Origin of the sequence: Anoxynatronum sibiricum, assembly GCF_039414295.1 — a bacterium.
Lineage (GTDB): Bacteria > Bacillota > Clostridia > Peptostreptococcales > Tindalliaceae > Anoxynatronum > Anoxynatronum sibiricum.
The window spans coordinates 138,751-159,677 of record NZ_JBCITM010000002.1; the positions used below are offsets into that span (position 1 = coordinate 138,751).

Here is a 20,927-nt window from a genome sequence, read left to right on the forward strand (position 1 = left end):
GATTTTGAGTCAGCATTTTGATGTTATTTCTTTCTTTCATTTACGGAAGCTTATTCAGCGCTATTTCAAATTCTGCCACGATATCATCAAAATCTTCAAGTCCGCTGGACAGTCTCAATGTGCCTGCCGAAATACCTGCCCGTTTCAGTTCTTTATCATCGAGAGCTCTATGAGACGTTTTCGCCGGATATGAAAGTGTCGTGGATACGCCTGCAAGGCTTGGAACAAGTCTGATACTGTCCAAATCGCGAATGAGTTGATAAGCAGCGGTTTCTCCACCTTTCAGGTCAAAACTCAACATGCCTCCAAATAGCTCCTTCTGAAATAGTTTTTTCCCGATTTCATGGGTAGGCGATTTGGCAAGCCCTGGATAGTAAACCTTTTCAACTTTCGGATGTTTTTCCAGATAAGAAGCCATTTGCATGGCATTAATCGAATGTTGTCGAACTCTCAACTCCAAGGTTCTTAAGCTTCTCACCAGCAACCACGCATCAAAAGGGCTCATCATGGGACCATATAAAGCAGCGATTTCATCAATTTTATCCATCACCGCTCGTTTTTGAGTGACGACTATCCCCCCGGTGACATCGCTATGTCCACAAATGTATTTTGTGGCACTATATACCACGACATCAGCTCCAAGATTTAACGGTCTGCAAATAACAGCTGTGGCAAATGTATTGTCCACAATAAGCTTGATCCCGCAATTCTTGCAAATTTCAACCATTTTTTCTAGATCCACAACATCCATCATCGGATTGGAAATCGTTTCAACATAAAGCAGGCGAGTATTATGACGTACAGCCTCAGTAATTGATTCGATCGTTGGAGACACAAAAGTGACGTCAATATTGAAGCGATTTAGTTCGTTTTTCATAAATGAATAAGTACCGCCATAAAGAACATTGGCAGCAACAATGTGATCACCCGTCTCCACATGCGCCAGGATGGACAAAGTAATTGCCGCCATACCCGATGCGTAGACGCCGCTAGCTTCGCCACCATCAATCTGTGACATGATTTCTTTCAGGGCATCATGTACAGGGTTTCCATTGCGGGAATAGATGTAGCCAGGTGCATCCCCGGCATAAACCCGATCGAGCATTTCCACATCTTCGAAATCAAAAACAGAACTCATGGTGATTGGCAGTGATTTGGGTCTTGAGACAGAGTCTGGCAGTTTGCTTCCCATATGTGTCAGATAAGTCTGCATCCTTTTTTCCATTTCAGTCCTTCCTCTCATTTAGAATATTTCTTTTTATTTGATGTAATATTCTCCGTCTGATGTGCAGGCTTTCTCATCCGTTAAAACTATTATAGGTGATTACGTCATAAGGTTCAAATAAAAAGCCACTCCCGAAGGAGCAGCTCCCATAAGTCTATTATTTATCAGTATTCTTAACGCTGATTTAGTGTAACATAGTCAGTTATTGGAGAAACACTTTTATACGCAGGACGCATTATCTTATTATCGCTGATGATTTGTTCAATGCGATGTGCGCACCACCCTGCTATTCGGGCAGTTGCAAAAAGTGGCGTATATAACTCTTCAGGAATACCTAACAATTCATATACAAATCCAGAATAGAGGTCAACATTGGCACAAATGGTAAAATCTGGCCCTTTCACTTCGCAAAGTATTTCTTTTGTGATGGTTTCAATGTGATAATATAGATTGAACATTTCTTCTGCATTTTTTTCTCTGGCCAAATCATGTGCTTTCTCCCGCAATAATTCTGCACGTGGATCTGTTATGGTGTACACAGCGTGACCCATTCCATATATGAGCCCTGCTCCATCGTATGCTTCTCTATTCAGTATTTTTATCAGATAATCTTTGAGAGCCTCTCTTTTGTGCCAGTTGTGACAGTTTTGTTTAATATCATCTACCATGGATTTTACTTGTTTATTCGCACCACCATGTTTTGGTCCTTTAAGAGACCCAACAGCAGTTGAAATAGCTGAGTAAGTATCGGTACCACTGGACGAAACCACTCGATTTGCAAAAGCAGAATTATTACCGCCACCATGCTCTGCATGAATCACCAAACAGAGATCCAAAATTTCCGCTTCATTTTTTGTATATTGATTGTCTTTTCGGATCATATGAAGTATATTTTCTGCTGTTCCAATGCCAGACACTGGAGCGTGAATATAGAGACTCTTGCCATCAAAGTAATGTGCTTTTGCCTGGTAACCATAGGAAATAACTGTGGGAAACCGGGCAATCAGTTCGATACTTTGCTTGAGAACGTTAGCCACACCTATATCATCTGGATTTTCATCATAAGAATAGAAAGCCAGCACACTCCGTTGAAGCTTGTTCATGATATCTTTGCTGGGGGCCTTCAAAATCATATTCTCAGTGAAATTACGGGGCAGTGATCTACTTGTGTCCAATAGTTCCTGAAAGTCTTCCAACGCTGTCACAACAGGCAGTTCGCCAAACAGAATTAAATATGCCACTTCTTCAAAACCATGGCGTTCCTCTTCCTGACATCGTCTCATCAAGTCTGTCATGTCAATACCTCGATAATACAGCTTTCCCGTCGTTGGAACTTTTCGCTCTTCATTCATGAGGTAGCCGTGGACATCAGCGATTTGAGTCAGACCAACAAGAACGCCAGTTCCATTGCTGTTACGCAATCCTCGCTTCACTTCGTATTGTTCATAATAAGATGGATGAATCACATTGTTGGCTGCAACTTTTTCAGTTAATGATGCAAAGGAAACAGATTCACGAAAGCTCGAAACATTTCTCTTTAATAAATTTGTTGCCAGCGTGTCATCAGCAGCATTGTTTATTTTTGCAGCTGAAGCAGATGTAATTGCGAGATCATAAGGCATCAATAACAACCTCCGTTAGCTTTTTTGTTGTTCCTTTTCCACCAAGATCAGGCGTCAAATCTATGCCTGCTTTCAATACCTGATAAACGGCTGTGCGAACTCTTGATGCTGCAGTTGTTTCTCCCAAATAATCCAGCATCATGGCTGCACTTAATGTCAGAGCTATGGGGTTAGCAGTTCCCTTACCGGCAATGTCTGGTGCACTTCCATGAACGGCTTCAAAAATGGCACAATCTTTCCCAATATTTGCACTGGGAATGAGACCCAGTCCACCCACCAAACCAGCAGCCAAATCAGAAAGAATATCTCCATAAAGGTTTTCTGTAACAATGACATCAAATTTTTCCGGATACATGACCAGCTGCATGCACATATTATCTACGATAACTTCTGAATACTCTATATCAGGATAGTCAGCAGCCACACTCCGGCTTGCTTCCAAAAAGAGTCCGTCTGCCATCTTCATGATATTTGCTTTATGTACGGCGCATACTTTCTGACGTTTTTTTTGTTTTGAATATTCGAATGCTGCTCGGACAATATTCTCTGAAGCTTGACGTGTGATCACTTTGATACCATGGACTTCGTCATCTGATACCCGTACCTCTTGACCCGCATATAAATCTTCAGTATTTTCTCGGAAAATAACCAGATCAACTTCTGAATATTTTCCAATCTCCGGGTAACTGATCACTGGTCTCATATTAGCGTACAGTTCATATTGTTGTCTTAATAGTACATTTATGCTTTTAAAGCCGCCTCCAATGGGTGTGGTAATTGGCCCTTTCAAAACCACGCGATGTGCTTCAATAGCATCAAATACTGACCGAGGGATCAGTTCACCTGTTTTATGAAGAACTGCAGCTCCGGCTTCAACCACCAACCAGTCGATTTCAACGCCTGTTGCACCAATTATTTTGCGAGTTGCTTCAGCCACCTCAGGACCGATGCCGTCACCTGGAATTAAAACTACCTTATACATGGTATTCTCCTTTCGCTGCTCCTCATTTTTTGCCAACTATAATTTTACTGATAGCCATTCATCTGTTTAAATGAAATTTGACGCTCGTTAGCATTCTTTTTTCGGATATTTTAATCAAATTATATGCAAGTTCACTGTCTTTGTCAATCATTTAATTGGATATTTTAAATGTATATTTGCTTTTAATGCAATATCCATGTGCTTGACTTGCATTTTATTTCGCTGTGTTTATTATCCACTTCATTTTACAATCATTTATTGAAATATAAAAACCGGCTCCACCAGGGAACCGATTATTGTTTAACGAAGGTATGCGCATGGGATCATGGTGTTTTTCCATAATTTGAAATCCATGCCGATCTATGATATACTGCGTACATATGGATTTCTAAGGGTGATGGAGTTCACCCGAAAAGCTGCTCTGCAGATGATGACTCCTGTAAATGCCGTCAACGTAATCTCACCGGCATTTACAGGATTTTTTTGCGTCGAAATCACATTAATCTATCTCAATTAAAAGGAGTGTCGCTCAATGGCATTAAGCTTCGCACTGATCACTTTACTTGGTTTACTATTTCATAAAGCGTTTCAAAAAATAAAGCTGCCTGGCCTATTGGGATTGCTGTTGTTGGGCATCATCTTAGGACCGTATGGATTCAACTTGATTGATTCGACGACCTTAGCCATTTCCGGTGATCTAAGAAAGATTGCGCTTATCATTATTCTGCTGAGAGCAGGTCTGGGTATCAGTCGAGACAATTTAAATGAGGTCGGCTCCGAAGCTCTAAAAATGAGTGTGCTTCCCTGTATGCTGGAAGGAACTGTGATCACATTGTTTGCCATGCACTGGCTGGCATTTCCTTTTCTGGAAGCTGGTATGCTGGGTTTCATAGTTGCAGCTGTCTCACCAGCGGTCATTGTACCAGCTATGCTTGCACTGATGAACCAGCAGAAAAACATTAATCAACGGATTCCCACACTGATTCTGGCAGGTGCTTCTCTTGATGACGTCATTGCAATAACGATACTTTCCTCTTTCATTAGCATATTCAGCGGCCAGTCCTTTCATCTGGCTTGGCAAATAGCCTCTGTTCCATTGTCTATCATTAACGGTTTAATCGTTGGCGGTCTTGTAGCCAAAATGCTTTTGTGGCTTTTTAATGCATATGATATCAGACACACAAAAAAAGTACTCTTGTTAGTGGGGACTGGTGTTTTAATGACAGCTGCTGAAGATGCATTCCATGAACGAATTCCTATGGCTGCACTATTAGGTGTGATGTTCACCGGATTTCTTATTCTCGAACGAAAACCACAGGTTGCAAAAGCCCTTTCAGACAAATTATCAAAGGTGTGGATATTTGCAGAAATACTGCTCTTTGTCATGGTGGGTGCAGCCGTTAACTTTTCGCTTGCACTCGAAGCCGGTTGGTGGGGAGTGCTCATTATTGTCTGCGGATTGACCGCCCGAAGTCTGGGTGTATTCCTTTCAGTGTCTCGGGAAGGTTACTCCTTCAGAGAGATTGGGTTTTGTATTATCGCTTATCTGCCGAAAGCAACGGTGCAGGCAGCAACTGGCGCACTGCCGCTTGCAGCAGGGGCAATCCACGGAGATCAGATTCTTGCGTTGGCTGTGATGTCTATTATTATAACAGCTCCCCTTGGAGCCTTCGGAATTCAGTGGGGCAGCCAAAATCTTTTGTAATTCCTCACCTATTCCAATTATCATTCAACTACCATTGGCGTGACCCATATTGCCAAGATGCATTTGATGATCCATTAAATCAGTGTATAGATATTGCGGGGCTCTAACCGGTTCTCTGCGTTTTAAAATGATATTGATACTTTCACTTGCAGCCAACAAAGCTGCCAGACCAACTCCAATGCTGCAAGTGGGTACTGGCCTGAACCCATCAACAACTTCTTTCAGCATGTCTTTCGTCATAGCCTTTTCAGCATAGGAAGGGATTACAGGCATAACCCTTTCAGAAGTTATGGAACTGGATGTCAAGTTATCCAGATTTTGATCAGGCTTAAGCCCATTATATTCTTCCAATGTCATTCCTTGGGGATCAAAGCTTGAGACCAATGCACCAAATCCAATAGCTCCTGCAAACATATAATAAATGCCTTTTGATCTGGCGGCTCTCTGCAAGAAAATAGACTCTTTCCATGCACCATAATCCATTTCATCAATCACCAGATCACACCCTTCAATGAAAGATACCGCTGAAGCGACATCGGTAATACCATTCTGATCGCTACGAATACTGGCATCAGGATTTATTTCATAAAGGATTTTCTGGATGACTGCTGCTTTGTTATCATTCATTGTATGACATGTCGCTCCATACTGCCTATTTATATTGCTGGGTTCAAAACTTCCGGGATCACAAATTTTTATACAACCCACACCCAAACGAATAAAACGTTCTGCTAGTAGTCCACCAACACCGCCAACTCCTGCGATTCCGATGGTTACTTGTTGCAAACGTTTCTGTTCGGCTTCTGTGAAGATGCCAATATTGCGGTTAAAAAATAATTGATAATCTGTCAACATGTACATTCGCCCCCTTAGAGTGACATTCTCTCTCAATCTGAAGTTCATGTAACAATTTCACCTACTCATGCCGCCATCATTTCATTTTTGTTGAACGACTCATACTAGCTGTTCTCTTCGGCAAAAAAAAAGAAACTCCTGCCAGATAACAGTGAATTTCTTTTATAATTTGACAAAAATGAAGATAAATAATCAGTTGTATATTATTAACGGTTCGTTTCGATCGTGGAAACACTGGCGACCTCTCCTGAGATTGTACCGGTGCGATACTCAACGGGTCGAGCCGCCCGATAAACTTCGTTGATTTGTGCCAGCAGTTCATTACGTTCCATTTCCATTTCAATTAATGTCATACGCATTTCTTCAAGTCTTAGTCGTCTATGCTGCAATTGAACTTCACGCTGGTGAAGGTGATGGAATACAATGCTGCATGGCACAAGAAATATCGTTATCATTACCAATATACGGGCTATTTGCTGAAGGTGGCGCTGTCTACTATGTTGTCTTTTTCGCATGAAGGTTCCATCCTTTCCACTGGTTCAAATGAACTTATGCACGTCTATTGATTGCGATAATACGGCTGATTTAATTCGCTGAACGTGAAACATAAGTAAATTTCACATCTCTTATCCGATAACAACATTATATGTTCACGTTATGTGATTGTCAACTGTTTTGTTTCACTTTTTGTGATATTTGTTGATTGTTTTGCAAAATGTGATATTCTGTAATGGGAGGGATTACAATGTATGTATTGGGTAAACGGCTTAAGCAGCTTCGAGAGCAGCATCGAATGAACCAGTCAGATATTCGCAAACTCTTAAACCTTTCCAGCAGTTCCACTATTTCTCAGTATGAAAGTGGCGAAAGAGTTCCCAGCATTGATAACCTGAAGCGGTTAGCAGCATTTTTCGAGGTAAGCGTTGACTATCTTATCGGACTAAACAATGACTCAGGGCCAGAAAATCACGCCGGAACCGTCCCCATAATTGGCAGCATTCGGGCAGGAACTCCGCTGCTGGCAGAGGAAAACTGGGATGACGCTTTGAGTCTGGCAGAATATGGAGCTGATTTCGCACTGACGGTTATTGGCGACTCGATGAGCTGGGCAGGAATCTACGAAGGTGATATAGCATTGCTAATAAGTCAGCAAATGGCCCAGAACGGAGATATTGTGGCAGCAGGCGTCGAGAATGACTATTGGGCAGCAACTCTGAAATTTTTTGTTCAAAACGGAAAAGAAACATTCTTACGGCCTGCAAATCCTCTATATCCAGATATACCGTATACTTCGGATTATCGGATCATTGGAAAATTGGTAAAAGTGATTAAACAGCCACCGTCACTTCACGATTATCAGGCAATGCTGTCACATAAATATATGTTGGATGAGAGTTGGTCGAAAGCAATTGAAAAAGCCACCCAACATAACCTGGATGGCGAAAGCGTCCTTCAAATGATCGAGTTATTCAGACAAATTAATCGACAATAGCGTCAGCGCAAGTGTCGCTTCATTATTACACGCTCTCAATTTCCAAACGTCCAACACCTATTTTGATATCAAATCTTTGAGTAGGCATCTCGGGGTCGTATCCAGCTGAAAATAATTCATCTCCACGACGCACCCAATAACGATCATCCACTACTGTTTGTGTGAGTACATGATCGGTTCGAATGATTACATTGGCATTTCGTGGAATAAGTAACAGGATATGACTTGCACCAGTACTTATTCTTACATCAGTATCCATTTGGGGATGTCCAAAAGCCAACGTGGCTTCACCAGCTCCCATGGAGAAATCAAGAGAACGATAAGATATCTCCTTTAGATCCATGTGTGCTGTAGCAGCGCCCATTTTAAAGGTTAGATCCCAAATAATTTGACGGTTCAAAGCCAGCAGACCATCTGCCATGCGATATTTGCTGTTTTTCCACGAAACATTCTTCGTACTTAGCTCAACGACCATTTGCTCATTTCCGTCACGTTCGATGCGTTTTTCCAACCGGCCTGGAAATCCAGTTGCCTGAAACAGTGCTTGGTCGGTGGCCACCAGTTCTAAATTTAATACACCAGAATTCAACTCAAGAGCGACCTGATCAATATTTTTTTCAACCGGCAGAGATATTTCGCCACTTTTCTGCGCAGCATGTTTCCAAAATGGCTGTACGGAAGTTGTTAATCCTACACCAATGAGTAATGCAAAGAAAAGAGTCCACGTAAACGCCGGGACAAAGTTTGAACGGTAAAAGATAGTGTTGATGCCAATGATGACAAGAATAAGTGGCCAAAATCGCCACAGACTCCCAAGTGTCCACCAATGGAGGTATCCCAGATTACGCAAAAGTAACAGGCTTCCCAATCCAATGAAAATAATTCCTGGTGTAATTTTGTGGCGATTCATGATGCTCACTTCCTTTTATTGACGAGCATGACAACACCAATAAGAATCAAGATAGCCGGCCATAAGTAGCTAAAATCAATCCAATACCATCTAAAAAAGTTTCGACTGAAGAACATCACCCCGATGAGGATCAGAATGGCACCAACTGTCATATTGTTTCTTTCACGATCATTTGAATGCCGATGTTTATCCTGGGGAGTTTTTATTCCTGTGTCGGTGAACGGCTCATGCTCGTATAGCTTCTCGTGATCTTCATGTGTGTTTTCATCATCAACTTCATGAATATCTGCAGCTTCTGACTGATTGCTGGGTGACTGATATTGTTGCTGCCGGGTTTCGAAATAATCAAACGGTTCTTCAGGCATAATAATGGCAGCAATAATGTATGCTAAAATGCCGGTCCCCCCTGCAAATGTAAAGACAATCCAGATTAGCCTTACCAGCGTGGGATCAATTTCAAAATAATTGGCAATTCCGGCACACACACCCGCCAGCTTTTTATCAGTTCTTGCTCTGTAAAATCGTTTTTCCATTTGGTATGGTTCCCCTTTCGTATGATATGCATTTAATTATAACTACGACAATCTTCATATTTTGTTTTCAACACAAAAAACAAACCTTCCGTCACATGTCATACACATGTCATATGGAAGGTTTGTTCATACCATAATCGCTATTCGTGATTATGGCGCACCATATACATAATGGCAATGTCATCATCAATTTGATTTTTATCTGCTTTTCCAAATGAAGCCATCAGTTGTTCCATAAAAAGTTCAGGGTTGTTCAGTGCTCGATTATCCAATAATTTGGCGTGCTGAAACACACTCAGATAACTTTTGCTTTTTTCTGGATTCCTCGGATTTTCAAAAAGACCATCTGTGTATGTTAGAATTGCCTCTCCTGGATGCCACAGGCATTCTTGGTTGATGTATGTAGCATCATCGAAAAGCCCTATCAGGTATCCATTCACTTCAAGCATTTGCCAGTCATCTGTGTTCTTGCGAATCAAGACAGGGTATGGGTGACCAGCATTGGAATATCGTATGATATCCCCGCTAATGCATCCGACAAAAACAGAGAAGCACAGATTGGCACTGTCAGACATTAAATGATAGAATGTTAGATTGATTTCCTGTAGAACGGATGCTGGATCATCATTCGCCTGAATAGCATGATTAAAGACCACTTTCAGCATGGATGCAACTAAAGAAGCGGCAACGCCATGGCCAGTAATATCGGCGATCATAAACCAATCTTTATCAGGAGTTTCAATGTAATCAAAGAGATCGCCACCCAGTTCATCGCAGGCCAAGTACTTTTGATATACCTTTACCCGTTGATGCTCATCTTTTGAACGAATTAAAGAGCGTTGCAACATACTTGCAATTTTCAATTCATTTTTCATTCGAAGATTAATTTCTTTCAATTTTTTTCGTTGTTCGTAAAATTTAAGGGCATTATTTGCTTTTAACGGAATGATGACTTTCATTTGCTCGGGTGTGATGGGTTTCGTGAAGTAATCCATGGCTCCGAGCTCAAGGGTTTTCTTAATACTCTCCATATCTGTCACTGCCGAGTTAACAATAACCGGGATATCTTGATGGCGCTGGTCTTTTTTCATCTCTGCCAACACTTCGTATCCATCTTTCCCTGGCATCATTAAATCCAAAATCACAAGATCAATTTCCTGTTTATCAAGACTTTCCAAAGCTTGAAACCCATCCTCTGCATCTACGAAGCAAATATCAGCAATGGTGTCGCTCAATACTTTTTTCATCAATTTACGATTTACAAGCATGTCGTCCACAATCAGTATATTGTACATAGACAGGCTCCTCACATTTCGAGGCCAATGTTCACCTCAATTTTTCCTGCATCAGTTTCTAATTCTATTGCCAGCGTTTCCACTGGGCTGATGATCATGAAGATGTCCTTTCCATAAATAATTGAAGGGGGACTTGGCATCACCTCATTAACTGCTTCCAAACTTGAGAGCGATCCAATGGCTGTGCCAGTAATCATGTTGGCGAATTCAGACATGGCGCTGCGTGCCATATCATCCAATTGATCGACCGGCATCCCCATCATCATGGAAGATATGATTTTTTTGGCTGTTACTTCAGAAAATGCATAACTCACATTACCTTTTACATCACCCACCAGCCCGACTATGGAAATAATATCTTTGTCTACGCTCATGGTTTCCTTTTGCTTGATACTGCCTCTGGTCACATTTTGAATTCCAAATTGTTGCAGGATACTCTTGACCGAATCTAGAAATGGGGTGATATACTGGACATCCATTATACTAATCCCCCTTTTTCGAAGGCTACATTAATCCGCATATTGCCGTGCCTACTGGTGCAGTGAATGGTAGCAGACTGAATTTTTGGTATGGAAATGATCATTTCTTTCCCAATAAAGACGGCCGGCGAAGCCAAACGCAGATTAAAAGACTGCTCGTTATTCAAAAAAGTGAGGGCATCGCCACCGATGATATTGCTCAACTCACCCATCATTCCCATGAATGTCGAATCTTTCATATCATCATACGTTTCACCCATTACCTGTTGAACTATTTCTTTTGCCAGAGATGGTTCCAAATCAAGAAGCAAGCGTCCTTTCAAAACTCCTGCAAAAGTAACCATTGCAGATACACCATAGGATGCAATATCATCTTGCTGTTCCTGGAACGAATCATTTTCTTGAATCTGCACTGAAGCCATCTGGCTAATCATATTCTTCGCACTCTCTAAAAAAGGATTCGTCAGTTGCGGGTTCATAGGCTTCCCTCCTAAACAATTTTAGCAATGGCACTCACAATCTTATAATCATCAAAAGGCTTTTTCAGAAAAATATCAACACCGATTGAATGTGCTTCTTCCTTGATGGCATCGTCACCCATTGCACTCAGCATGATGATTTTGGCAGAAGGGTCTTGTTCTTTTATAAGACGTGCAGCATCAATACCTTCCATCACCGGCATGGTAATATCCATGAAAACCAGGTCCGGCTTAAGCTCTTCGTACATGTCAACGCCTTCCTTGCCATTTTTGGCATCTCCACACACCTCGTATCCATTGCGTTCAAGGACTTTACGCAACAGATTATGAATAATTGGCGAATCGTCAACTATCAGTACTCGTTTCATTTTATCCCTCCATAATCTGTAATGTATTGATCGCTCGGTGACTATCGTATATGAAACACTTTCAGTATAAAGGATAAATCGCTGCTAATAAAGCGTTTCTGTATGAAATGTGATTGTTTTTTGTGAACAATGAAATGATTTTCTCCCACAATGGTAAACGGAGGTGTGATTTCAAAGTAGTAATCCGTTTCTCTGAGGATCGCTTTCGAACGGCCGGCGATGAGATTCATCATTTCAGCCACACCATCATACAGATCTTCATTTTCAAGTTCGTAATAGGGTATCCCTGTCATATAGGATACCAGTATCAAGGCTGTTTGCCGAGTCATGGTAATGGAAGCCATCCCGCTGTTTTTTCCCACTAGAAACATGGCCCCAGAAATTTCACAAGGTTGCGGTACCCCGTCAAGTCCACAGCATCCTTGTCCTTCATAACTTAAGTCTTCTTCCATCTCAAATCCTGTCATTGTAAGCATTACGTCACTCACAGCCATCGAAAAAGCGTCATGATAACGATGGTCCTGTTCACTCATGGAGTTCACCTCTTCCCAGGCATTCCATAATTTTTTTAATTAGTTCTTCCATGGTAAATGGTTTCACTACATAATGAACCGCCCCAGCTTTAATAGCTTTCACGATATTTTCTTTCTCACTCTCTGTCGTAACCATCATTACAGGGATATAACTATACAACTTATTAGCCTTTATTTTTTCCAAGAGCTCAAGACCGTTCATGCCGGGCATATTCCAGTCCAGCAGGATTAGACCTATTTCTTCAACATTTCCTTCCAGCACTTCCATGCCTTCAAGACCATCGGAGGCTTCCAGCAGGTCATAGCCAAGAACTTCAACAGCACCCCGGATAATTTTTCGGACAATTGCTGAATCATCAACAGATAAGATTTTCATGATTGTCACTCCTTTGCTTGGTAATAAACACCTTTTTCGTGCTGTTGGAGTTCGAAGCAGGCTTTATAGTCAGGGAAAATTTCCGAATTTCCAATAAAGAGAACACCTTTTGATTTCAATGCCTGAGCCAACTTTTCTGTCATTTCACGTTTGAATTGTTGCGAAAAATAAATCATCACATAACGACAAAATATCACATCGAATTTTCCCAATCCAATAAAGGAGTTTTGTAGATTGAATTGTTGAAATTTGACGTGTTGTTTAAACTCATTCTTAACAATCCATACCCTGCCTTCATTGTTAAAATATGCATCCTTATATTTTGGATCAAGTCCCCGCATAATAGAAATCGGATCATAACGGCCCGCTCGGGCGATCTCAAGAATGGGTCCGGAAATATCTGTTCCAATCACTTCAAAATCATTCAAACTAACATCTTTGATTGCATGGCGTTTGAGATATTGATCTATTGAAATGACCGTTGAGTAGGCTTCCTGTCCGGAAGAGGCAGCAGCACTCCATATACGGATACGTCGACCCGTTTTTCTTATTTCATCAATGTATACTGGCATTAGCATCAATTCGAGAACCTGCCATGGTGTTTTATCCCGAAACCAAAGCGTCTCGTTGGTCGTGATAGCATCGATAACCCGTTCTGAAAGTTTCGGGTCTTTTTTCTGAGCCAGCATCGAATATAGTTCTTCAAATGTGTTCAAATTAGCTTCTACCAACAGTTTTGTCAAACGACTCTCTATCAGGTAGGCTTTCTCATCGCCAATTGCTATACCACATTGTTCTTCTATGTATTGCTGAAACTGTAAAAATGCTTTTGTCGATAACCCACTGCCCATCTGCTTCACCTCCTGCGCGATCCAAATGCTGCGATTCGTTCTGCGATCTGATCTATGGGTAAGCTTTCATCAGAAAATCCTGCTTCTTCAACACTTCGGGGCATACCGTATACCACACATGTCTCTTCATTCTGAGTAATGCAGTAAACTTCGCAGCTTTCTTGCATCCGAGCAATACCAGCAGTGCCATCACTGCCCATCCCAGTAAGTATCACCACTAAAACCCGCTGTCCTTGACAGGATTCTGCAATAGATTTGAAAAGCACGTCTGCAGCCGGTTTAACACCATTGACATGGGCAGTGTCCAAGAGTTGAACTTTTCTTTTACCCCCTGACTGCACAACACTCATATGAAATCCCCCTGCAGCAATGATCGCACTGGAAGCATTCATTTCCATTTCATTTTCTGCTTCCATCACTTTGAGACGTGTCTTGTTATTGAGAGTCTGGGCCAAAACCCGAGTGAAGTGTTTCGGCATATGTTGCACAATCAGCATGGGGATATTCAATTCATGAGGCAAACTGGAAAACAGCCTTTCCAACGCGACAGGGCCGCCTGTGGAAGAAGCAATTAGCACCATATCTGCTCTCCAACTTCCCTTTTGTTTGTTGGTTGGTTGTTGTACTGCTAATTGACGAGGTACCTGACGCTGGTCTAACAATCGATTCGCTTTCACATGTGCCGTATTCGAATGACTTTCCCCATCAGAAGTTCGCCGGCTCATTTGTCTAATTTGAATTTGTGCAAAGAGAATTTTAAGCATGCGAGTAATGGAAGCAATGTTATGGTTTTCATCACCTCCGGTTGGCTTTAGTATAAACTCCAATGCACCCAGTTCCAGTGCTTTCATGGTGTTTTTGACACTTTCACTTCCGTCGCTGCTGATCATGATCACATCAATATGTGGATAATCCATCTTTATTTGCTTCAATGTTTCAAGACCATCTATTTCCGGCATAAAGACATCCAGCAACACCACATCAAAGGAGCGTTGTTTCAGCCAGTCAAGCGCAATGGCGCCATTTGGGGCTGTTTTGGAAACTTGGCACAATCCAGTATCCTCCACGGCCTGAGAAAGAATTTTTCGGTAGATGATGGTATCATCTACCACTAGTACTTTCAGTTTTGCCACACATATCACCTATCTTCAAATATTATTATCTGTCAAAGACTTTCTCTGCATCTAATATCAACAACAGTTTTTCATGGAGCTTCACCACTTCGTTGATATATTCGCTGCGTATTTCTTCAACGTTGGCGGGTGTTTTTTCACACCATTCATGTTGAATGTCCAAAACATCCCCTGACTCATCAATCAAAAAACCTACTTGATTTGACCCATTTCCCTGAGCTTTAAGAATGATACAGGCCATATTCTTTGACGAAGGTTTTTCTATTCTGTTCAATTCATGTTTCACAGATGAAATCCCAAGAATTTGACTCAGATCAAACAATGTCACCACCTGCCCGCGCAGGTTCATTAAACCCACAATTGTCGGGTCTGAGTCAGGCACGTGGCTATACTCCACGCGTCGGCTTATCTCTTTAACTAAGCTAATATCCAGCCCGAACATTTTATGATTTAGGTAAAAGGACAGTACTTTTCCGTTCATACCGCTTTCCCCCTTAGTTGTAATGCTTTTTTAAGGGTTTCAAGAATGGTCACTTTATCAAGCTTGAACTCATAGAAATCGAAACCTGCTTCAAAACCAGCCTGACGGTCCAAATCACCAGTCATCGAAGTGAGCGCTACCATGGGTAATGCGGCCAAGTCAGGATCTTTGCGTATCTCTCTGGCCAGTTCCAAGCCATCCATCACAGGCATTTGGATGTCACTCAACACCAAATCCACCGCCTTTTCTTTAAGAAGCTCGAGTGCAGTTTTTCCATTCTCAACTGCATAGACCTGATAACCTGCCCATTCCAAATAATTCTTTGTCATGCGGGAAAAAAAAGGTGTATCTTCCGCTAAAAGAATAACGGTGCCTTCGGCCGTATTTTTCAATGATTTATTCCCATATTCATCTGGCGAAGCCATTTCAAAAATTTCGTAAATGTTCACCAACAGTACAATTCGATCATTTAAAATAGTTGATCCGATAATTCCTTTACCTTTAATATCTTCCTGATTCAATTTGATGCTCGTCATCATGGTATCGTGAATCTTTTCAATAATGAGACCGATGGGATTGGCAACAAGCTTGGGTATAATAACATATAGCTTTTCTGGATTGTTTTGTTTGCTGGTAACAGGTAAGTATTGTTCTGGACGAATCACACGTAAGGCTTCGCCTCGGTGCTTGATGTATGCATTGTCGCCAATAATCTCAATTTGTGAGGGTAGGATTTCTTCCACTCTTGAAACCAATGAGAGGTCGATGGCAAAAGTCTCTTCACCGCTGCATTTGAACATCAACAGATTTTGTGCTTCTCGCAGCTCTTCGGTTTGCTCTTGCTGTTCACGCTGTGTTGTTTCAATTTGGTCTTCTGTAAAGCGCAGACTTGCTTTGGTGACAACTCCCTCCGGATCAAGTATCATGGCTGTTTTTCCATCTCCCATGATCGTCACACCTGAGTATCCTTGGCAGTTCATAAAATACTTTGGAAGAGGCTTTACCAGTATCTCCTCTTCGTCAAAAATGCGGTCTACAATTAAACCGAATCTCTTCGAGCCTGCTTTTAGCACCAGCACACGGGTAATCTCGGCAGTTGCTCCCCCTGAATCTGTTTCCCTTTGATCCAACCCTAACACTTCTCCCAAGTGAACTATAGGAAGTAGCTTTCCTCTCAGCCGCAGTACTTGTGCGCGATGTACCAACTCAATTTTTTTACTCTCATCACCAGCTTTGATACGTACCATTTCCTGTAAATTTACCTGCGGTAACGCAAACTTATAGTTGTTAACCTCCACAATGAGGGAAGGAATAATGGCCAGTGTTAGTGGTAAAATCATTCGAAAAGTTGTTCCTTCACCAAGCTTTGTTTGAATTTCAACGGTACCTCCCAGCTTTTCGATATTGGTTTTCACCACATCCATTCCAACACCGCGGCCGGAAACATCTGTTATTCTCTCAGCAGTTGAAAAACCTGGCTTCATCAGAATCTGAAGCACTTCCTGCTCACCCATATGTTTCAATTCTGATTCCGAAACCAGACCTTTTTCCAATCCTTTCTTTCGAATACGGTCAGCATCGATTCCCGCTCCATCATCCACAATATCAATGTGAACGTATCCGCTTTCATGATAAGCTTTAAGCAAAACTGTTCCTTTTGTATGTTTGCCTGCTTTTTTGCGCTCGGCAGGCATTTCAAGTCCATGATCTGCAGCATTTCTTATCAGGTGGGTTAATGGGTCGCTGAGAGATTCTATGATTGATTTATCCAGCTCAACATCTGATCCTTCAATAATCAAATCAACTTCTTTTCCAAGTTTTTTGGACAAATCCCGAATAACTCTTGGCATTTTATTAAACACATTGCCCACAGGCTGCATGCGTGTTTGCATGATTTTTCCCTGCAACTCCGTTGTCACGCGATCAATGTTTTGAAGAATGGAATCCAAGCCATTGATTTGCTTTCGATGTGCATCAATATTGCGCAAAAGTTGATTTCTGCCCAGCACCATTTCACTTGCCAGGTTGAGAAGGTCATTCAAAAGAGATACATGCACACGAACACTGTCTTCTGCCGCTGTACCACTTTCTTTCCTCCCAACAGCTGACAAGCCGTCTGCTACAGCAGCTACTGTTTCTGTAATGATTTGACTCTGAGTTTCTTTGTTTTCATTTTCATTTTCATTGAAAATATTTGACGGAGTTTGGTTCAGGGTTGACTTTGACATTTTGGCTTTTGTAATATTGGCTTCGTCCGATAAATTTAGCGTTGATAAGTCTGTATCAGTTTCGAGCTCTTCGATACTCCCATCCTGAATATCCAACGCAATGGGTAACAGGTTTTTTTCCAATACTGTTGTAAAGACAAATGCAAATACGACGTCTGCTTCCATAACTGAGTCAAGTCCGTGAATATCGCTGATATCAATAAATGAGTCAACAATCTCTCCCACAGATTGTATCTTTTTAAAAAATTTGATTGGACTGATCTCACTTCCCAGATCCCGATTCATTGCAATGGTGACTTTATAAAGATGGTGCCCATGCTGACGCGCTTTATTAATTTGATCTTTCTGCTGTTGATCTATTTCCATTATTTGGTGATTGTTCTCGGCACTGGACAACATCAATTTTTTTGCCGTCTCAGGAGCAGCCTCCTGATTTAACAAATTGGTGAAAATAGCCACATAATTGTTCACATCCGCGTCATTGCTATCTGTCACATTATCTACCATTATTTTCAATTGGTCATTTCCACGCAGCAGATGATCTATCATAGCTGAATCAGGGGTTATGTTCTGATTGCGGATTTCCCCCAAAAGGTTTTCCATGACATGTGCCAATTCAACAATTTTTTCTAATCCAAAAAAACCGGCAGTTCCTTTAATGCTGTGAATTGACCTGAATATTGTGTTGATATTGTCCGAGTCACCACAACCCTCTTCCATACTAAGAAGTCCCGCTTCAATCATATCAAGATGACTTTTTGCCTCTTCAACAAACTCATTGATGAATTCTTCATTTTGAATCATCAGATCACCTCAGCTTCGTTGATTTTCTACTGAATATCAAAAATGTTATCCAACTGAATAATGCTGAACAGATCCTTGATTTCTTCTCTCGCGCCACTTACCAAAAACCTCTTGTTCACTGCATCGATGGATCGATACATACCAATAATCAAAGTGATTCCTGTGGAATCAATGTATTCAACGCCAGTGAGATCTGCCACTACACGTTTGCACCCAGGTTCCATTTCTAGAATCGCCTTGACTTCCCGAGTCAGATCAGGCACCAATGCTGCAGTAAGATTACTGTCAAATGAAATGGTTAACGTTTCTTTCTCAATTGCATTTTTCATCTTGAAACCCTCCAATAATAAATTGCCTTAACTTGATTCCCCTTTATATTCAGGGTTAATCCTAACTGTTGAATCATCCAAAGACCTCGACTTCGTTGCTGATTTGCTCCATTAGTCTCTGGTGCTGCAGTCATATCTAAAGAAAAGCCTGCACCTTCATCTCTGACACAGATTATTACCATTTGGTTATCGCAGCAAATGCTGCACATCACTTTCTTATTCCTGTCGAAAGCATTGCCATGTTCAACTGCATTATTCAGCAGTTCTCGCAACACAAAATTAATGTGAAAACTCACCTTGGGGTTCATCTTTGATCCGTAGTATGATTGTAATCGATTCGTCAGAATAACTGCGTAGCGATCTGCTTCACTAAAATCGGAATAAAAAGATACCTGATACCGTTCCATTTAATCACCATTTTCAATGGGTTTTCAAGCATGGAATATCTTTCACTCTGTCATCTGTATCAGAATATAAACGCATCTTTCTATGATCAAAACGTCTGTTTTTCAACGCAAGTGTCGTATTTGCATGGGTTTTCAAACGCATTGATCGATTGATGTATATTTATCATTCAGATGTTTGTAGTCGCTTTTTAACTTCAAAAAATACTAAACGCATTCCCATATGAAAGTACTTAAAAATCTTTCAATAAAATCCCGGGCCCCAACAGCAGGACTCGGATAAGGGCATCAACATTTATCATTGTAAGAACCACCTCTGGAAGTAGTGATCCCATTGATTTTTTTCAGGTCGATCCCTTCGAATTAAATTAACATAAGTGAGTTGATAAATGATGATATGCATCCCTTCCAAGGTCCATTGACCTTAAGACTCCTTGGCTATTACTACCCAGTCAGGCTTATTACTAACCGCCGACACTATACTTTAATTGTTTTCCAATGCCCTTTTCGGTAACGGCGAGTCATAAGCAAAGCCTCAACAATATATTGTGTGACTGAAATTATCCAGACGACAGTTAAAGGTAGCCGAAAGATGAACACAGCCAAAAAAATGAGCGGTAGTCGTATGCATAGATTTGTGATAAGTGATATGCGAAAGGGTCCCTGCGTATCGCCAGCTCCCTTTAAAGCGCCTGAAATCACCATGGCAATTGCTATGGGAATTTGTTCAAATGCACCAATTCGAATACTTTTGCCTGCCAAGTCAACTGCTTCAGTGCTCGTGCTTAGAAGTCCCATGATCCGATGAGGCATGATAAAAAACAGAACACCTACTGTTCCCATAAGCATCACCGCAAACAAAGCGCAGCGTCGTACACTTTCATCTGCAGCTTTTAGTTTTCCCGCTCCCAAACGCTGTCCCATCAACGTTGCAGCAGCAACCGCAAATCCGTAGCCCGGCATAAATGAAACTGATTCACCCGCAACCGCTAGAGAATGTGCTGCGTAAGACACGGTGCCTAATTGTGCGATCCAAAACGAAGAAACCAGCCGGCTTCCTTCGTTCATTGTCACCTCAAGACCAGCAGGTATACTAAGCTTCACCAGATTTTTAACACTTGTTGACTCAAAGTGAAACAAATTCCGGAACGAAAGTCTGATGGTTCCACTTCCGCGAAATAAATAATAGAATGTAACACAGGCTCCTAATATTTGTGCCGTTCCAGTTGCTATCGCTGCACCTCTTGATCCCATGGCAGGAAATCCGAATTTACCAAAAATCAAAGCATAATCGGCAACGATATTGAAAACGTTGGCTACAACTGCTGAAAGCAATGGTATAAATGTGTTTCCACTACCCCTTATGATGGCATTTCCAACCATTTGAGGAATTAAGAAATAGGCACCGATATAAACGATCCGCATGTATTCAGATCCTTTATCAATCACAAGCGGGTCGTCTACCAACTTTTCAAAAATAGGCTGAGCCATCAGCATGCCCACAGTTGCAATCACCAGACCTAGAATAATACTTAATCCCATTGCTTGTGAAGCAGTGTGAGTTGCTTTTTCGCTATTATCAGCACCAATGGCACGTGCTACCATCGCTGTTGCACCTGTACCCAGAGCCCCAAAAATAGCAGCAATGGTGAACATCATATGCGCACCTAAGTTGACAGCTGCAATGTCTGCGGGCGTCAATCGACCCACCATAGCAGTATCAGCTGTCCACACCAATGTGTGCATCAGCATTTCCATAATTGCAGGCCCAGCCAATACCATGATTTGTTTATTTAATGAGACAGTTGGGTCGTTGAGAGATGATTGATATGTCACCAGAAGT

22 protein-coding genes and 1 riboswitch are annotated in these 20,927 nt (G+C 41.5%); of the genes, 2 read left to right on the forward strand and 20 right to left on the reverse strand.

Annotation, left to right across the window (positions count from 1 at the left end; translation table 11 throughout):
* Positions 1-40: 40 nt before the first annotated feature.
* The 3 genes from AAIG11_RS02595 to AAIG11_RS02605 all read right to left on the reverse strand — a co-directional run bounded on the left by AAIG11_RS02595 (position 41) and on the right by AAIG11_RS02605 (position 3,829).
* Entirely contained in the window at positions 41-1,225 is a 1,185-nt protein-coding gene (locus AAIG11_RS02595; protein WP_343184713.1) for a trans-sulfuration enzyme family protein, read from the reverse strand.
* Positions 1,226-1,398: 173 nt separating this feature from the next.
* A complete protein-coding gene (locus tag AAIG11_RS02600; RefSeq protein WP_343184714.1) occupies positions 1,399-2,847 on the reverse strand; it encodes a citrate/2-methylcitrate synthase in 1,449 nt (482 codons plus the stop codon).
* Positions 2,837-3,829: an isocitrate/isopropylmalate dehydrogenase family protein gene (locus tag AAIG11_RS02605; protein WP_343184922.1), complete on the reverse strand. Its 993-nt coding sequence runs from the start codon at positions 3,827-3,829 to the stop codon at positions 2,837-2,839. The genes AAIG11_RS02600 and AAIG11_RS02605 overlap by 11 nt, the downstream gene beginning before the upstream one ends.
* 384 nt (positions 3,830-4,213) lie before the next feature.
* Positions 4,214-4,276: riboswitch (Fluoride riboswitch) on the forward strand.
* 85 nt (positions 4,277-4,361) lie between these two features.
* Between AAIG11_RS02605 and AAIG11_RS02610 the strand changes: the two genes are divergently transcribed.
* Positions 4,362-5,534 carry a cation:proton antiporter domain-containing protein gene (locus tag AAIG11_RS02610; protein ID WP_343184715.1) on the forward strand — a complete coding sequence of 391 codons (1,173 nt, stop codon included), beginning with the start codon at positions 4,362-4,364 and terminating at the stop codon, positions 5,532-5,534.
* 24 nt (positions 5,535-5,558) lie between these two features.
* Here AAIG11_RS02610 and AAIG11_RS02615 read toward each other — a convergent pair whose 3' ends face one another.
* On the reverse strand, positions 5,559-6,389 hold the full coding sequence (locus AAIG11_RS02615; protein ID WP_343184716.1) for a ThiF family adenylyltransferase: 831 nt from the start codon (positions 6,387-6,389) through the stop codon (positions 5,559-5,561).
* A 206-nt stretch (positions 6,390-6,595) separates the two neighbouring features.
* A complete protein-coding gene (locus AAIG11_RS02620; RefSeq protein WP_343184717.1) occupies positions 6,596-6,748 on the reverse strand; it encodes a hypothetical protein in 153 nt (50 codons plus the stop codon).
* A gap of 386 nt (positions 6,749-7,134) precedes the next feature.
* On the opposite strand from AAIG11_RS02620, the gene AAIG11_RS02625 reads away from it, so the two are divergent.
* Complete coding sequence (locus tag AAIG11_RS02625) at positions 7,135-7,881, forward strand: LexA family protein (protein WP_343184718.1); 747 nt, start codon at positions 7,135-7,137, stop codon at positions 7,879-7,881.
* A gap of 25 nt (positions 7,882-7,906) precedes the next feature.
* Here AAIG11_RS02625 and AAIG11_RS02630 read toward each other — a convergent pair whose 3' ends face one another.
* The 15 genes from AAIG11_RS02630 to AAIG11_RS02700 all read right to left on the reverse strand — a co-directional run bounded on the left by AAIG11_RS02630 (position 7,907) and on the right by AAIG11_RS02700 (position 20,920).
* Positions 7,907-8,791 carry a LiaI-LiaF-like domain-containing protein gene (locus AAIG11_RS02630; protein WP_343184719.1) on the reverse strand — a complete coding sequence of 295 codons (885 nt, stop codon included), beginning with the start codon at positions 8,789-8,791 and terminating at the stop codon, positions 7,907-7,909.
* Between the two features lie 5 nt (positions 8,792-8,796).
* Complete coding sequence (locus AAIG11_RS02635) at positions 8,797-9,324, reverse strand: PspC domain-containing protein (protein WP_343184720.1); 528 nt, start codon at positions 9,322-9,324, stop codon at positions 8,797-8,799.
* 140 nt (positions 9,325-9,464) lie between these two features.
* Complete coding sequence (locus AAIG11_RS02640; protein ID WP_343184721.1) at positions 9,465-10,619, reverse strand: PP2C family protein-serine/threonine phosphatase; 1,155 nt, start codon at positions 10,617-10,619, stop codon at positions 9,465-9,467.
* Positions 10,620-10,630: 11 nt separating this feature from the next.
* Entirely contained in the window at positions 10,631-11,098 is a 468-nt protein-coding gene (locus tag AAIG11_RS02645) for a chemotaxis protein CheX (RefSeq protein WP_343184722.1), read from the reverse strand.
* Entirely contained in the window at positions 11,098-11,577 is a 480-nt protein-coding gene (locus tag AAIG11_RS02650) for a chemotaxis protein CheX (RefSeq protein ID WP_343184723.1), read from the reverse strand. The genes AAIG11_RS02645 and AAIG11_RS02650 overlap by 1 nt, the downstream gene beginning before the upstream one ends.
* Before the next feature lie 11 nt (positions 11,578-11,588).
* Positions 11,589-11,945, reverse strand: coding sequence for a response regulator (locus AAIG11_RS02655; RefSeq protein ID WP_343184724.1), 357 nt, complete (start codon positions 11,943-11,945; stop codon positions 11,589-11,591).
* A gap of 41 nt (positions 11,946-11,986) precedes the next feature.
* Entirely contained in the window at positions 11,987-12,478 is a 492-nt protein-coding gene (locus tag AAIG11_RS02660; RefSeq protein ID WP_343184725.1) for a chemotaxis protein CheX, read from the reverse strand.
* On the reverse strand, positions 12,471-12,854 hold the full coding sequence (locus tag AAIG11_RS02665) for a response regulator (RefSeq protein WP_343184726.1): 384 nt from the start codon (positions 12,852-12,854) through the stop codon (positions 12,471-12,473). The genes AAIG11_RS02660 and AAIG11_RS02665 overlap by 8 nt, the downstream gene beginning before the upstream one ends.
* 5 nt (positions 12,855-12,859) lie before the next feature.
* Positions 12,860-13,705, reverse strand: a complete 846-nt coding sequence (locus AAIG11_RS02670; protein WP_343184727.1) for a CheR family methyltransferase — start codon at positions 13,703-13,705, stop codon at positions 12,860-12,862.
* A gap of 5 nt (positions 13,706-13,710) precedes the next feature.
* A complete protein-coding gene (gene cheB, locus AAIG11_RS02675; protein ID WP_343184728.1) occupies positions 13,711-14,838 on the reverse strand; it encodes a chemotaxis-specific protein-glutamate methyltransferase CheB in 1,128 nt (375 codons plus the stop codon).
* A 25-nt stretch (positions 14,839-14,863) separates the two neighbouring features.
* Positions 14,864-15,319, reverse strand: a complete 456-nt coding sequence (locus AAIG11_RS02680) for a chemotaxis protein CheW (protein WP_343184729.1) — start codon at positions 15,317-15,319, stop codon at positions 14,864-14,866.
* A complete protein-coding gene (locus AAIG11_RS02685; protein ID WP_343184730.1) occupies positions 15,316-18,351 on the reverse strand; it encodes a hybrid sensor histidine kinase/response regulator in 3,036 nt (1,011 codons plus the stop codon). Before AAIG11_RS02685 ends, AAIG11_RS02680 begins: the two co-directional genes overlap by 4 nt.
* Positions 18,352-18,377: 26 nt before the next feature.
* Positions 18,378-18,680 carry an STAS domain-containing protein gene (locus tag AAIG11_RS02690; RefSeq protein ID WP_343184731.1) on the reverse strand — a complete coding sequence of 101 codons (303 nt, stop codon included), beginning with the start codon at positions 18,678-18,680 and terminating at the stop codon, positions 18,378-18,380.
* Positions 18,677-19,087: an ATP-binding protein gene (locus AAIG11_RS02695; RefSeq protein WP_343184732.1), complete on the reverse strand. Its 411-nt coding sequence runs from the start codon at positions 19,085-19,087 to the stop codon at positions 18,677-18,679. Before AAIG11_RS02695 ends, AAIG11_RS02690 begins: the two co-directional genes overlap by 4 nt.
* Positions 19,088-19,561: 474 nt before the next feature.
* Positions 19,562-20,920 carry an MATE family efflux transporter gene (locus AAIG11_RS02700; protein WP_343184733.1) on the reverse strand — a complete coding sequence of 453 codons (1,359 nt, stop codon included), beginning with the start codon at positions 20,918-20,920 and terminating at the stop codon, positions 19,562-19,564.
* Positions 20,921-20,927 lie beyond the last annotated feature (7 nt).

Excerpts from the sequence above, each read along its gene's own strand:
- AAIG11_RS02645 (WP_343184722.1), bottom strand. The coding sequence starts at position 11,098 with ATGGATGTCCAGTATATCACCCCATTTCTAGATTCGGTCAAGAGTATC.
- AAIG11_RS02635 (WP_343184720.1), bottom strand. The coding sequence starts at position 9,324 with ATGGAAAAACGATTTTACAGAGCAAGAACTGATAAAAAGCTGGCGGGT.
- AAIG11_RS02695 (WP_343184732.1), bottom strand. The coding sequence starts at position 19,087 with ATGGAACGGTATCAGGTATCTTTTTATTCCGATTTTAGTGAAGCAGAT.
- AAIG11_RS02655 (WP_343184724.1), bottom strand. The coding sequence starts at position 11,945 with ATGAAACGAGTACTGATAGTTGACGATTCGCCAATTATTCATAATCTG.
- AAIG11_RS02685 (WP_343184730.1), bottom strand. The coding sequence starts at position 18,351 with ATGATTCAAAATGAAGAATTCATCAATGAGTTTGTTGAAGAGGCAAAA.
- AAIG11_RS02620 (WP_343184717.1), bottom strand. The coding sequence starts at position 6,748 with ATGCGTATGACATTAATTGAAATGGAAATGGAACGTAATGAACTGCTG.
- AAIG11_RS02650 (WP_343184723.1), bottom strand. The coding sequence starts at position 11,577 with ATGAACCCGCAACTGACGAATCCTTTTTTAGAGAGTGCGAAGAATATG.
- AAIG11_RS02670 (WP_343184727.1), bottom strand. The coding sequence starts at position 13,705 with ATGGGCAGTGGGTTATCGACAAAAGCATTTTTACAGTTTCAGCAATAC.
- AAIG11_RS02630 (WP_343184719.1), bottom strand. The coding sequence starts at position 8,791 with ATGAATCGCCACAAAATTACACCAGGAATTATTTTCATTGGATTGGGA.
- AAIG11_RS02600 (WP_343184714.1), bottom strand. The coding sequence starts at position 2,847 with ATGCCTTATGATCTCGCAATTACATCTGCTTCAGCTGCAAAAATAAAC.
- AAIG11_RS02690 (WP_343184731.1), bottom strand. The coding sequence starts at position 18,680 with ATGAAAAATGCAATTGAGAAAGAAACGTTAACCATTTCATTTGACAGT.
- AAIG11_RS02665 (WP_343184726.1), bottom strand. The coding sequence starts at position 12,854 with ATGAAAATCTTATCTGTTGATGATTCAGCAATTGTCCGAAAAATTATC.
- AAIG11_RS02595 (WP_343184713.1), bottom strand. The coding sequence starts at position 1,225 with ATGGAAAAAAGGATGCAGACTTATCTGACACATATGGGAAGCAAACTG.
- AAIG11_RS02610 (WP_343184715.1), top strand. The coding sequence starts at position 4,362 with ATGGCATTAAGCTTCGCACTGATCACTTTACTTGGTTTACTATTTCAT.
- AAIG11_RS02640 (WP_343184721.1), bottom strand. The coding sequence starts at position 10,619 with ATGTACAATATACTGATTGTGGACGACATGCTTGTAAATCGTAAATTG.
- AAIG11_RS02660 (WP_343184725.1), bottom strand. The coding sequence starts at position 12,478 with ATGAGTGAACAGGACCATCGTTATCATGACGCTTTTTCGATGGCTGTG.
- AAIG11_RS02625 (WP_343184718.1), top strand. The coding sequence starts at position 7,135 with ATGTATGTATTGGGTAAACGGCTTAAGCAGCTTCGAGAGCAGCATCGA.
- AAIG11_RS02615 (WP_343184716.1), bottom strand. The coding sequence starts at position 6,389 with ATGTTGACAGATTATCAATTATTTTTTAACCGCAATATTGGCATCTTC.
- AAIG11_RS02605 (WP_343184922.1), bottom strand. The coding sequence starts at position 3,829 with ATGTATAAGGTAGTTTTAATTCCAGGTGACGGCATCGGTCCTGAGGTG.
- AAIG11_RS02680 (WP_343184729.1), bottom strand. The coding sequence starts at position 15,319 with ATGAACGGAAAAGTACTGTCCTTTTACCTAAATCATAAAATGTTCGGG.